At 49.3% G+C, this 11,568-nt stretch carries 12 protein-coding genes and 1 pseudogene; 4 read left to right on the top strand and 9 right to left on the bottom strand.

Annotation, left to right across the window (positions count from 1 at the left end; genetic code table 11):
- A pseudogene (locus tag H6F76_RS30640) lies at positions 1-111 on the top strand (IS982 family transposase); the annotation flags it as partial.
- Between the two features lie 16 nt (positions 112-127).
- Here H6F76_RS30640 and H6F76_RS21000 read toward each other — a convergent pair.
- The 3 genes from H6F76_RS21000 to H6F76_RS20990 all read right to left on the bottom strand — a co-directional run bounded on the left by H6F76_RS21000 (position 128) and on the right by H6F76_RS20990 (position 3,457).
- Positions 128-1,210, bottom strand: a complete 1,083-nt coding sequence (locus H6F76_RS21000; protein WP_190511208.1) for a folate-binding protein YgfZ — start codon at positions 1,208-1,210, stop codon at positions 128-130.
- A 109-nt stretch (positions 1,211-1,319) separates the two neighbouring features.
- Positions 1,320-1,523, bottom strand: a complete 204-nt coding sequence (locus tag H6F76_RS20995) for a hypothetical protein (RefSeq protein WP_190447620.1) — start codon at positions 1,521-1,523, stop codon at positions 1,320-1,322.
- A gap of 329 nt (positions 1,524-1,852) precedes the next feature.
- Positions 1,853-3,457 carry an NAD(P)H-quinone oxidoreductase subunit 4 gene (locus H6F76_RS20990; RefSeq protein WP_190447621.1) on the bottom strand — a complete coding sequence of 535 codons (1,605 nt, stop codon included), beginning with the start codon at positions 3,455-3,457 and terminating at the stop codon, positions 1,853-1,855.
- 562 nt (positions 3,458-4,019) lie between these two features.
- On the opposite strand from H6F76_RS20990, the gene H6F76_RS20985 reads away from it, so the two are divergent.
- Positions 4,020-4,562 (top strand): hypothetical protein, encoded by a 543-nt coding sequence (locus H6F76_RS20985; protein ID WP_190511206.1) that lies wholly within the window; start codon positions 4,020-4,022, stop codon positions 4,560-4,562.
- 35 nt (positions 4,563-4,597) lie between these two features.
- Here H6F76_RS20985 and H6F76_RS20980 read toward each other — a convergent pair whose 3' ends face one another.
- The 3 genes from H6F76_RS20980 to H6F76_RS20970 form a co-directional block, all read right to left on the bottom strand.
- Entirely contained in the window at positions 4,598-4,699 is a 102-nt protein-coding gene (locus H6F76_RS20980; RefSeq protein ID WP_190447625.1) for a PetM family cytochrome b6-f complex subunit 7, read from the bottom strand.
- Between the two features lie 266 nt (positions 4,700-4,965).
- Entirely contained in the window at positions 4,966-5,706 is a 741-nt protein-coding gene (psb29, locus tag H6F76_RS20975) for a photosystem II biogenesis protein Psp29 (protein WP_190511245.1), read from the bottom strand.
- Positions 5,707-5,889: 183 nt separating this feature from the next.
- On the bottom strand, positions 5,890-6,825 hold the full coding sequence (locus tag H6F76_RS20970) for a M23 family metallopeptidase (protein WP_190511203.1): 936 nt from the start codon (positions 6,823-6,825) through the stop codon (positions 5,890-5,892).
- A gap of 258 nt (positions 6,826-7,083) precedes the next feature.
- Here H6F76_RS20970 and H6F76_RS20965 point away from each other — a divergent pair, with 258 nt between their 5' ends.
- Positions 7,084-8,304 carry an HhoA/HhoB/HtrA family serine endopeptidase gene (locus H6F76_RS20965; protein WP_190511202.1) on the top strand — a complete coding sequence of 407 codons (1,221 nt, stop codon included), beginning with the start codon at positions 7,084-7,086 and terminating at the stop codon, positions 8,302-8,304.
- A gap of 605 nt (positions 8,305-8,909) precedes the next feature.
- Positions 8,910-9,311, top strand: a complete 402-nt coding sequence (locus tag H6F76_RS20960; RefSeq protein ID WP_190511195.1) for an STAS domain-containing protein — start codon at positions 8,910-8,912, stop codon at positions 9,309-9,311.
- Positions 9,312-9,387: 76 nt separating this feature from the next.
- Here the strand turns inward: H6F76_RS20960 and H6F76_RS20955 are convergent, their stop codons facing one another.
- From H6F76_RS20955 to H6F76_RS20945, 3 genes are read right to left on the bottom strand one after another with little or no spacing between them, the layout of a single operon-like run.
- Positions 9,388-10,791 carry an AtzE family amidohydrolase gene (locus H6F76_RS20955; protein ID WP_190511192.1) on the bottom strand — a complete coding sequence of 468 codons (1,404 nt, stop codon included), beginning with the start codon at positions 10,789-10,791 and terminating at the stop codon, positions 9,388-9,390.
- Complete coding sequence (locus H6F76_RS20950; protein ID WP_190447638.1) at positions 10,788-10,976, bottom strand: DUF4089 domain-containing protein; 189 nt, start codon at positions 10,974-10,976, stop codon at positions 10,788-10,790. Before H6F76_RS20950 ends, H6F76_RS20955 begins: the two co-directional genes overlap by 4 nt.
- A complete protein-coding gene (locus H6F76_RS20945) occupies positions 10,973-11,392 on the bottom strand; it encodes a glutamyl-tRNA amidotransferase (protein ID WP_190447936.1) in 420 nt (139 codons plus the stop codon). Before H6F76_RS20945 ends, H6F76_RS20950 begins: the two co-directional genes overlap by 4 nt.
- Positions 11,393-11,568 lie beyond the last annotated feature (176 nt).

Here is an 11,568-nt window from a genome sequence, read left to right as displayed (position 1 = left end):
CGTTCTCCAGTCAATTGCTTTGTCAATATCTTGGGCGGATTGATTGCCTATTGCCATCAGCCAAAGAAGCCATCCATTGCCCTTGACCACAATTTGCTCCTTCCGGCTTAACCCGAACTGACGTTAGCTACGGACGATCGTCCAACCGAGCGTGCGTTACAAACGGTACGTCTACGAGATCACCTTCTGCCTCACCAACCTGTACGTGTAAGCCAGCGCCGCCTGCTTTTGTACGGATATAGGCAAGTCCAACGATGCCCTGTTCTGTTTTAGCCAGGCTGGTGAGTGTCCCAACTTTTTCGCCTTCAGCCGTGATGATAGTACCTGTTGCAATAGTGCCTGCATCAGCATTGCTCAGACGAATGCCCCAAAGCTGCTGCTTTACGCCTTTATAGGTATCCAGACGGGCGATCGTCTCTTGCCCAATGTAGCAGCCCTTATTGAAAGAAATGGTTTGCCACAGCCCTGCTTCTAGAGGGTTATAGTCGTCTGTCAGTTCATGGTCGGGGGCAGGTCTTCCCTGCTCAATACGCAGACGCTCCCAGGCACGATCGCCAAGCGGTAGGGCACCGGCATCTGTTAAATGCTGCCACACCATTGCCGCACTCGCACGATCAGCCGTTAAAGTGTATCCTTCCAGCGCTAAACCACTGCCAAGGGCAATCCGTACAGTCTGTCCCGACAAGGTCGCAAGCCAGTGACTACCGTAAGGCTGCTTGGAGCGATCGTCCACCCCTAAGCGTTGTAAAAGGGCGGTGCTTTCTGGACCAATCAGGCTAAACGTAACCGTTTGTTCTGTCAGATCGGTCAGCGTGACCTTATCTCCAAAGAAAATGTAGCGATCTAACCATTTGAGCAACGCTTCGCGGCGATTGGGAGAAAGCAGCACCAAAACTGTTTCGTCCAGAATGTAGACAGTTGCCAAATCAATCGTGCGAGCGGTAGACGTCACAAAAACGGTGTCGCAGCCCTCTCCTGGTTTTAGACGTTTAAAGTCGTTTGTACTCTGGTTGTGCAAAAAGCTGAGGCGATCGCTACCCCCAAGCTGAATGCGTCCCCAATGGGAGCGATCGCACACTGCTACACCCGATCGAGCTGCTTGTACGGCTGCTGCATCGTTACCAAAACTCAACGGCACCGTACTTTCCTTCGTACTGCCATCTTCAAAAACAGCACCCTGCTGTATCTGAATTGCCCGCATCTCAGTCATAAGCCAACTCAATAACGTTCGTGTTTAGCAGCAACAGGTACTCTTCGCTCACTGCCAGCCATACTTATGCCAATACTGCAAGGCGGTGCTACACAGCTTGATTATGTAGTTAGGCACTTTTGCGAAGATGCTCAAGAAATTCGGGGTAGTGCTCTAACTCTTCTACCGATTGCAACGGTGGCATTTCTACCCAGGTAGCCTCCGCGTATAGCTTATCGACATAAGCATAGAATGCTTTTTGATCATCTCGGTGAGCCAGCACATAAGCATGAAGTTCTTTGCAGCTCATTGCCTGGAAATTAGGTTCACTCATCCTACGTACCTCCACTTGCCGTTAGGATAGATCTCAAGAATATTCTCTTCGCCCGCAAGAAAAAAGATATTACCGGTTCGTTCATCAATACGAACGACATTGACAGGTAAATACAGCTTACTGAACCAAACGCAGAGATTGAAACACTGCGTTTTCTGCTCTGGCGTGGGAATATTTGACACTCTGCGCCTTACGCTTACCACTACGACTCTAACATTGCTCGTAAAAACCCGGACAATTGCCTTCAATCGCCCGGGCTGCAAAATTTCAGTTGTAGGGTACGTTAAACGATGCTGTAACGTACCAGAAGAAGAGATTTCGATGGGTTGTTACTTCACGATGCCAAGCAATTCAGATGTTGCCGACGGCTTGAACTGTGGCGTTGCAGACACCTGTGTCAAAATCTCTAGCGGCTGATGCGCTACTGTCGATACTGCCGATCGCACATGGCTGGCAATCTCAACCGTCTTCACGTCATACATCTGAGTAAGTACCTTGGGGTAAAGCCCAATCCCAATCACAGGCAACAGCAAGCAGACTGTAATAAAGACTTCACGGGGCTTGGCATCCCGCAACGCTTCACCCTTATAGTCTTCGCTTTCTGTGCCGTAGAACATCTCCCGTAGCATTGAGAGCAGGTAAATAGGCGTAATAATCAGCCCGACTGCCGAGAGCAATACAACAACTGTCTTGAATGTATCAGTGTAAGAATCGCTAGTAGCAAAGCCCAGGAAGACACCGAGTTCGCCGACAAACCCACTCATGCCAGGGAGCGCCAACGATGCCATTGAGCCAATTGTAAAGAGAGCAAAGACAGTTGGCATTGATTTTGCCAAGCCACCCATCTTGTCCAAAGCTAGTGTATGGGTGCGATCGTAGGTAACACCAGAGAGATAAAACAGTGCAGCGGCAATCAACCCATGTGACACCATTTGCAACACTGCACCACTAAGACCAATCTCTGTGTAGGAGGCGATGCCCAACAGTACAAAGCCCATGTGAGATATCGAGGAATACGCCATCCGACGCTTCAAGTTTTGCTGTGCGAATGAGATGATCGCGCCATAAACGATATTGACAACACCCAGAACCGCTAGCAACGGAGCAAAGTAAAGGTGAGCATTCGGCAGCATTTCCATATTCATGCGAATCAGCGCATAGCCACCCATTTTTAAGAGTACGCCAGCCAGAATCATTGAAACAGGCGCTGAAGCTTCGCCATGAGCATCGGGCAACCACGTATGAAGCGGGAAGATAGGCAGCTTCACCCCGTAAGCAATGAGTAAAGCGGCGTAAACACACAGTTCAAAGGTGAGCGAATAGTCTTTTAGACCCAACTCGCGCATATCAAAGGTGACATTACCACCGTAAAACGCCATTGCCAGAGCAGCCACCAGAATAAAGATAGAGCCGACTGCCGTATAAATAATGAACTTGGTCGCTGCATAGAGGCGCTTTGGACCACCCCAAATCGAAATCAAAATATAGACAGGCACTAGCTCTAGCTCCCACATCAGGAAGAAGAGCAGAATATCTTGAGCGCAAAACACCCCAATCTGAGCGCTAAACATTGCCAACATCAGAAAGTAAAACAAGCGTGGCTTTTCTGTTACTTTCCAGGAGGCAAGGATTGCCAGCGTTGTTACGAGAGCGGATAGCAACACCAGCGGCATTGAGATGCCATCAACGGCTAAAGACCAATGCAAGCCAATCTGCGGAATCCAGTTGATCGTTTCAACCAGTTGAAAATCAGGGTTCTGAAAATCGTAGTTTTGCCAGAATGCGTAGACAATCAGTGCAAAATCAATCAAAGCAACGGAAAGGGCATACCATCGGATTGTCTTACCGTACTTGTCTGGCAGCACTGGGATAAAGAGAGAGGCAGCAAGAGGCAGCAGGGTAGCGATCGTGAGCCAAGGGAATTGAGTATCCATCTTGAGAACTTACTCGATGTTGCGGGAATTAAAGAGCCTTAGAGTTGCTGAATAACGGCAGCGACCCAAACTTAATCCGCAGAGAAGCCCACTTATCCAAGTGGAGGACTGGATAGTACCAGACGCGCTTGCAGTTGATAATTGAGCAGTGAACGCCAGATGCGAAGCAATTCGCTTAAGGTCATGAAGCTGGAACCTTCGATAGCGCTCACCGGATGTCTCCGTGACAGACTAAGCAGACGTGTTAAACAGACAATTGATAAGAATTTGTACCTATGGGTTATGTTACCCCACTTTATTAAGTTAATTAAACTTTGTCAGCTGTTATGTGACGCTTTTTGGAGAAATCTTTCTGCCCCATAGTACGCCTGCCTTCTACAAAAGCGACACGACGCTCTTAGCTAGGACGTTGTAGCACTACAGCTCTTTGTTGGGCGATCGTTTTTGATTGTGCCAATTGTTGCGATTTCGTTACAAAACTTTGAGCAGTCTCTCTATTCCAGGTGTCTTGTGTCGTTACGGAAGATACAATTTAGCGAACTGACGCTTGAGCGATTTGGCCATGCCAAAGTTCCCAGATGTAGAAACCTGGCAGCAAGCAGAGCAACTGATGCAGCCTGCGTTTATCCGGCTGATTGATAATCTTCGCAAGCAACTTGAACAGTCTTCATGGAAAGGGACGTATGAAGATGTGCCGCTTTGGGCTGAAGATGTAAGTGATGACGTAAAGCTTCAAGTCACGCAGCTTCAGGAAAAGCTTCAGAGCGCCTCAGCCGAGGATGTAATTGCAATCGAAGCCGCTTTAGCACAACTGCCTTCAGCTCATACGGGTTATCATCTACACCTTGAACAAGCCGATCAACGGGTCACTGTTGACCTCTGGAATCTTTGCTACCAAATCTGCTTTAAAGACTACGATGCTGCAAGCGGAATGACTCACGCTCTGGGGGAAACTAGCAGCAGTCAAACAGTCAGCATTGATACTGACCTCTTTGAGGAGACGGGGGCGGTAGATTGGAACCGCCTCGATCGCAAAACCCAACAAATTGTTGAACAGGTTTTTGGTACTTTGCCAGAGACCCATCAAACCATCAATCAACCGTAGGCAAACGCAGAATTTTAGCTATTTGCCCATTATTACTATTCTTCGCCACCCTGAAGCTTCAGCAGTAAAAAGCCAGCGCTAAGACCGACCAGCACTAAGACAGGGAGCAGTAAAGTAGTACTTAAGATCTCACTCATTAGTCTCGCTCTTCCTTTGTAATGACATTTTCTAGGCAACGATCGCAAGTAACACAAGAAATAATGGTTAATCCCTAGGGATCGTCGTTACATTGCTCATAAGGGCATTCTAAACCAGATTGGCACATCACTTTAGCGATGATTACAGGCAGGCTTAAAGGCTACGTATTTGAAATACTAAATGGTTAACCCTCATCCTCTAGCTCTGTCTCCTAAATTTGAAGCACTTGCAGCAAGCTAGAGGATTCAGTGGGCAATAGTTCAGCCTAAGAGCCTGGAGTTGCTTCGCCTTTGGCCTCAGTTGAATCGGCAGGGCTGGCAGTCTTGGCAGCAAGTTTCGCTTGCTCACGCTCTTCTCGCTTTTTACGGTCTGCTTTCAGCACATCTTCCAACACAATCTGCGCCTGTGCCATTTTCTCGAGATTGCTGCGATACAGTTCCAGATCTTTTTGCAGCTTATCTTCCGAAACGTTTAAGGCAGCACACACACGCTTAAGCGCTGCAACCCGTTGAGTCTCATCTTTGACTAAAGCGGCATCGGCAATTTCCAACAGGGTAAACAGCCCGATCGCAAAGAGCCGGCTGTACTTGAAGGATGGGTTATGAGCGATCGCACGTACCTGCTCCTGCAAATCATCAAACTCTGCAATTTGGTGTTTTTGCTCTAGCCATGCCAAGATTTCTTCGGCGGGCGATCGACTTGCCAGTGCTTCTAACCGCGCTGCGTCATGCCTATAGCGTTGAGGGTCGTCTTCTAACGCTTTACAAAGACCATCAAAAATAGAGGCTACATCCTGTTCAGGACGATATGCCTGCATAAACCGATGAAACGCGGTAAAAATGCCCAGTGCATAGAATGGATCGTAGTGGAAGTCTACGTTGACCGTCAGCAAATGCATCTCGACCATTAGTTCTTCTACCACACGACGGTAGATTGAATTAATCGGACGAGTATGAGTGTTGTAGAAGGCTCTCTTAGTGTCTGAGACGGTGCGGACGTTATTCACAGCAAGTTGAAATAGAGCAGAACTATTTCTATTCTCGCGCTTGGCGAGGCGTTTGCCAAGCTTTGTAGAAATCATACAGCCTGCAAGCGACCCAATCGTTAGCCGAAAACGCACTCCACAAGCCGCTTAATGCCGCTTTTTCAACTCTTCATTTTTCAACAACTCTTTTTCATGTTGATCAGCTCACTTTTGTGCGTGATTTAATCGCGACACTGCCCTTAAAACATATGGCTCAGGGTTTTCGGCAACCCAACCTAATGCGGAGCGCGATCGGACTTCAAAATGCAAGTGTGGTTCTGTTGTGCTGGGGGTGCCGGTTCTACCGACAGTGGCGATCGTTTGCCCCCGCTTCACAACCTGCCCTACTTTGACCTTGAGGGTAGCGAGTTGGGCGTAGCGGGTTTGCAGTGCCTCTGCATGGTTGATGACAACTAGAGTGCCATAAGCACTCTGGCTACCCGCAAAAGCAACCGTACCATCTGCGACTGCCAGCACTGGCGAGCCAACGGTAGCAGCTAGGTCAATGCCGCTATGAAAGCCAACCTTGCCAGTAAGAGGCTGAATACCCCAACCGTAGTTCAGCAAGAGCGCCGATCGCGACGGTTTTGTTGCCAGAGGGTAATTGTTCAGAATACTTCCGGGCGGGCTGCTGGTAGGTTTGGCAGCGGCAGTCGCCACAGGCGACCAGTTGACTCCTGGTACAAAGACTGCACGTGGGGCTGACTGACAGCCATTAAGCTCGAATAAGACATCCGGTCGTACATTGTAAGTTTTTGCGACATCGCGCCAAGTCTGATTTGGCTTCAGCTCGACACGGATGCCGTTATAGGGTGGTACCAAAATTTGAGCACCAAGCGGAGCCTTGCCACTACGAAGCGCGGGGTTAAACCCCATCAGTGTTGATGGAATCAGATTATATTGCTGTGCAATACTGTCTAATGTTTCACCCGCAGCAACTTTGTGACGCACCAGCCGTGAGAGGACAGGCGGCGCACAAGTAGGCGAAGATACCTCTGGTGACGCAGTTTGTGCAAGAAGGCGCAGTCGTGCATCTGCTGTCCCTGCCAATGTAATGCCACTACAGACAAAAAATATTGCTAACCAGCGAGAGCATTTCATACTGCCAGGTTCCCAACGTTTACGTGCAAAAGGACGTGCAAAAGTGCCTGCGGCTCTTCTACTGTATCGCGTCACCTTTTGTGGCTTTTCTGGTAGCGCGATCGCAATCCGGATGGCGGTACCAGAAGGAGAAGGGCGGGGACGACAAGAGGCTTGAAGAGAGAACATGGTTACAATAAGCCCATATTAATTGCCTGCGCTGATTGCTCATGCTTTGAGCATTCGCGCTAAGTACTGCCGTTGTTAGCTGATAAAACTATGAATCTCTCGCTGAAGCAGTTAGCAACCTACGTTTCGCTCTTGGCGATCGGAAGCGGTGTAGGGGTCTTAGGGAGCCAATATTTCTTGCCTCATAAGCAAGTTGAACTTAATCCGGCGGATGTACCAGCCGTGTTGCAGCCAAGCCCCAAGCAAGCTAGTCAAACAGCCGCTTTAGCCCCGTATGAACCGAACAACAAGTCAAGCAGCGCTAATTTCATTGCCACAGCAGTGGAACGAGTGGGTCCAGCTGTCGTCCGTATTGATGCGTCTCGTAAAGTGGTCAACAATCTTCCTGAAGCGCTTCAAAACCCCTTCTTCAAGCGCTTCTTTGGCGATGATGTGCCAGTGCCTAGAGAGCGCGTTGAGCGTGGCACTGGTTCCGGCTTCATTCTGAGTGGCGATGGTCGCCTACTGACAAATGCCCATGTGGTAGCTGGGGCAGACACCGTTGAGGTGACGTTGAAAGACGGTCGCACCTTTGAGGGTCGTGTTATTGGCTCAGATGCCGTGACGGATGTGGCAGTAGTCAAGATCAATACAACTGGGCTGCCAACCGTGAGGATTGGACGCTCTGACAACTTGACTCCTGGCGAGTGGGCGATCGCAATTGGCAATCCGCTAGGGCTGGATAATACTGTCACCGCAGGCATTATCAGTGCAACAGGGCGTTCCAGTTCTCAAGTAGGGGTGCCAGATAAGCGTGTTAGCTTCATTCAAACCGATGCTGCCATCAATCCTGGTAATTCCGGTGGACCACTGCTGAATGATCGGGGCGAAGTGATCGGTGTCAACACAGCGATTCGTGCCGATGCTCAGGGGCTGGGTTTTGCCATTCCGATCGAAACAGCACAACGAGTGGCTGACCAGCTGTTTGCCAAAGGTAAAGTGGAGCATCCGTACCTGGGGATTCAAATGGTGGATCTCACGCCTGCTTTACGCAAAGAAATCAACCAGGATGGTGAGACAAAACTGAAGGTTAAACAGGATCAAGGTGTCCTCATTGTGCGTGTTTTTGACAATTCTCCAGCCGCACAAGCAGGCATACGCCAGGGCGACATTATCCAGAAGGTGAATGGAAAGCCGGTCAAAACAGCCGCAGCTGTTCAGGAACAAGTCGAGTCCAGCGCGATCGGCAAGGCTTTGCCAGTTGAAATTAGCCGCGATGGGCAAACCCGCACGCTTCAACTTAAACCGGCGATCTTCCCAGCTAAATCTTAAAGCGCTGTCTAATTTCTCCTGATCTCTAAAGAGCAGTACAGAAGAGCAGTATAGAGGTACGCCAATCGGCTTGTCTTGAAACCAAAGCAACCTTTTTGCTTAGAATCTTCTTGCTCAAAAACGGTTTCTTTGACTGTTTATCACCTGTTCAAAACCACACGCGATCGCACTGCTACTTTCAATACAATTCCAACATCAGACTTGAAGTAGCCTTACATTAGCTTCTAGATACAAAGCATAACTAAAAGTCTATCGTTCCAATTACTGCTGTTTAAGTCAGCGCTAAAGTGGCTTCCAACTAAGGAGCTTCCTAACATTGTGAAGTTGTTATGAAGGCAACGACTGGTACGCTCCGCTACAAGATTACATAGTATCAAAGAGTCTAGGTTCTTTCTTCAGATGGATATTTACAAAACGAAAGCAGCATAGAATTTCATTAGAATTAACCAACTAATGGCACCGCTTTAGGGCACTACTAGCGCTTGGAGTTAATGATAGTTAGTTCACTCAATTTGGCAAAGGTAAACTCATTTGAAAACTTTGCTAATGCCTTCCTAGAGTGAATTTGAGTTACAACTTTTACTACCTATAGTGGACTGGTGTTTATGAGCTTTGCAATTCGAGTGATCAAACCATCAAGCTTTTTGAGCGTTGCTGCAACCAATCTGTTTCTTACAGAAATCAAAAAAGCTATTGCATCAAATGCAGCGATTGTTTTAGTCGATTTTGAACGCATTCCATCAATGAGCAGCGCTAATTTTCTTACAGTTGTAAAGGCGCTGAAGTTAGTGCGATCATCGGGTTGCAAGTTATTTCTTTGCTCGCTGAGTCAGCAAATCAGAATGTTGTTTGAGCTAACTGGCTTAGACCAGGTCGTTACAATACTTTCTGATGCTGACGAATTTGCTGCCTACGTTCAGATGCAAAGAGCTACTGTTGAAGTGCCCAGGCAGCCTAAAGTCGAAATTGAAGCAACACAGGTTGATGCCTTAAAGCTAGCAAGTTGAACAACTTTGCTGCGGAGGGTCAAAAGGCGTCTGCTTGGAATAGCCCCTCTAATGTTCAGGGGTAAGAGCGCTTACCTTATTTAAGAGGCTTCCATGTTGGTACAAGAGCTGCAACAGCGCCTTTTGACTCTAGGAATGCGGCAACCCGTAACGCCAGTCCTTCGTTGTAAGGAGCAGCAATAATTTGAACGCCGATCGGCAAACCGCCTGGACACTGAACTGGTACAGCAACGATCGGCACGCCAATGAAGGAGAGAGGTTGGGCATAAAGCCCTATATTCGGTCGTAGAGGCATTTCTTCTCCATCGAGCACCAGTGTTGCTTGACCAATTAATGGTGCAGAGCATGGAGTGGCTGGCGCAAGAATGATGTCGACCGTGTTGAAGAGCGCACGGACTTGATCACGATACCAACTGCGAAACCGCTGTGCTTGCAAATACCAGCTTGCTGGAATGAGCGCACCAGCAAGAAAGCGATCGCGGGTAGCAGGATCAAAATCCTGGGGACGCTGGCGCAAGTCGTTTAGATGTAAGTTGCTGCCCTCAGAACCAGTGATGATGAAGGCAGCGGCACGGGCGCGATGGGCTTCGGGGATTGTGATCTGTCGTGTTGCACCAAGCACAGTAGCGATGGCTTCCACGGCAGCCAGCACATGAGGTTCTGCCCCTTTAGTGAAGTAGCCATCCGCAATTGCAATCCTCAGTCCATCAATACCTTTAGTGAGTTCAGGTAATGTTGCAACGGGAGGGCGATTGGTGCAGGCTGGGTCATCCGCATCCGTGCCCTGAAGCAGGTCGAACGTAAGGGCTAGATCGCGGGTCGATCGAGCGAAGGGACCCAAATGATCCAGACTGTGGACAAACGGATACGTCCCTGCACGAGAGAGCCGCCCATAAGTTGGCTTTAGCCCAAAAATGCCACATAGCGAGGCAGGTACGCGAATCGAACCATTTGTATCCGACCCAAGGCTAAGGGGCACCAATCCGGCTGCAACGGAAGCCACTGAGCCACCAGAGGAGCCGCCCGTCATACGCTGCAAGTCGTGGGGATTGCGGCTAGCACCATAGTGGCTGTTTTCGGTGACAAAGCCATACGCATACTCGTCCATGTTCTGTGCGCCAACCAAAATTGCGCCTGCTTGCTTCAAACGTGTCACCAGGGTGGCATCCCGTGTTGCAGGCGGGCGTTCAGCGTTGATCTTGGAGCCAGCCAGAGTCGTTAACCCTGCAATATCAAATAAATCTTTGACCCCAAAGGGCACACCTGCCAATGGTCCGGGGTCTTTGCCCTGAGTGATCGCCTGATCCACCACCTCCGCATCCGCCAATGCCTGCTCCGCAAGGATGCTGGTAAAACAATTGAGGCTAGGGTTCTGGTTAACAATGCGTGCTAGGGCTGCTGTTACAACTGACCTTGCCGAAACTTCCTGGCTCCGCACGCTGGCGGCAATGCTGGTAGCATCTGGATAGTCTTGGCTCATGGTTCAAAAATGGGAGCAATTTCAATCTCCTCTGGCAAGGGAAACTCAGTAATGAGCTGCGCGATCGCCGTGATGCGAACAAAATTTTCGATCACGCCAGGTTGATGGTCTGGCTGGAGCGATAATCCTACCAACGCTGCCATTTGGTCGACGAGCATGGCTGGGTCAGGTGATGGCTCAGTCATACTGCCTCCGCAGCGATCGCCTGTTTTTGACCAGCTAGATCAGCAATATAAGCACGCCAGCCGCCCCATGCAGTGATTTCCCGCTTACCTTCACAGAGAATTGGCTCACCAATAACGCCCAATACTTCTTCGCCGTCTGCCAGTCGCACTTTACCGATGCAGAGTCCGGGCGGCTCTAACAGCAACAAAACGGCGACCTTGCTGGCAGGCACAGCCCAAACTTCGACCGCGATCGCTACGCCACCGGTGCTAACTCGCAGCATGGCAGGATGGCGATCGTCAATTGACCATAAACGGTAGGAGGACTCTGTAAACGCTTCTCGCACAAACTCAGCTTCTACAAGAGCCATATTGGCGCTTAGTTCAAGCCCTCGCATGAGCGTACCGTTTACGGCAAGATCAACTGTTGTTTTCATTCGAGTCGGGTTCATACGTGCATCAGCCGCCGTAACTAATGTCCCCCGATTGAACCATATTTGCTGTATCAATAACACCAGCACGTAGAATTTTGGCAAGCTCCTAAGTTCCTGGTTCTCCCTATGCTGCTTTTTAAGCTATGTAGGGGATGGGTCTAGCGATGAGGGTAAATTAG

This window comes from Leptolyngbya sp. FACHB-321 (genome assembly GCF_014695975.1).
In the GTDB taxonomy this organism is placed as follows: Bacteria; Cyanobacteriota; Cyanobacteriia; order Leptolyngbyales; family Leptolyngbyaceae; genus Stenomitos.
The sequence above is the reverse complement of the archived record's forward strand: the minus strand, read 5'-3'. Positions and strand labels throughout refer to the sequence as shown.

What these genes read in the sequence shown, in the direction of transcription:
- H6F76_RS21000 (WP_190511208.1), bottom strand. Translation starts at nt 1,210, where the DNA reads ATGACTGAGATGCGGGCAATTCAGATACAGCAGGGTGCTGTTTTTGAA.
- H6F76_RS20995 (WP_190447620.1), bottom strand. Translation starts at nt 1,523, where the DNA reads ATGAGTGAACCTAATTTCCAGGCAATGAGCTGCAAAGAACTTCATGCT.
- H6F76_RS20990 (WP_190447621.1), bottom strand. Translation starts at nt 3,457, where the DNA reads ATGGATACTCAATTCCCTTGGCTCACGATCGCTACCCTGCTGCCTCTT.
- H6F76_RS20985 (WP_190511206.1), top strand. Translation starts at nt 4,020, where the DNA reads ATGCCAAAGTTCCCAGATGTAGAAACCTGGCAGCAAGCAGAGCAACTG.
- H6F76_RS20980 (WP_190447625.1), bottom strand. Translation starts at nt 4,699, where the DNA reads ATGAGTGAGATCTTAAGTACTACTTTACTGCTCCCTGTCTTAGTGCTG.
- H6F76_RS20970 (WP_190511203.1), bottom strand. Translation starts at nt 6,825, where the DNA reads ATGAAATGCTCTCGCTGGTTAGCAATATTTTTTGTCTGTAGTGGCATT.
- H6F76_RS20965 (WP_190511202.1), top strand. Translation starts at nt 7,084, where the DNA reads ATGAATCTCTCGCTGAAGCAGTTAGCAACCTACGTTTCGCTCTTGGCG.
- H6F76_RS20960 (WP_190511195.1), top strand. Translation starts at nt 8,910, where the DNA reads ATGAGCTTTGCAATTCGAGTGATCAAACCATCAAGCTTTTTGAGCGTT.
- H6F76_RS20955 (WP_190511192.1), bottom strand. Translation starts at nt 10,791, where the DNA reads ATGAGCCAAGACTATCCAGATGCTACCAGCATTGCCGCCAGCGTGCGG.
- H6F76_RS20950 (WP_190447638.1), bottom strand. Translation starts at nt 10,976, where the DNA reads ATGACTGAGCCATCACCTGACCCAGCCATGCTCGTCGACCAAATGGCA.
- H6F76_RS20945 (WP_190447936.1), bottom strand. Translation starts at nt 11,392, where the DNA reads ATGAAAACAACAGTTGATCTTGCCGTAAACGGTACGCTCATGCGAGGG.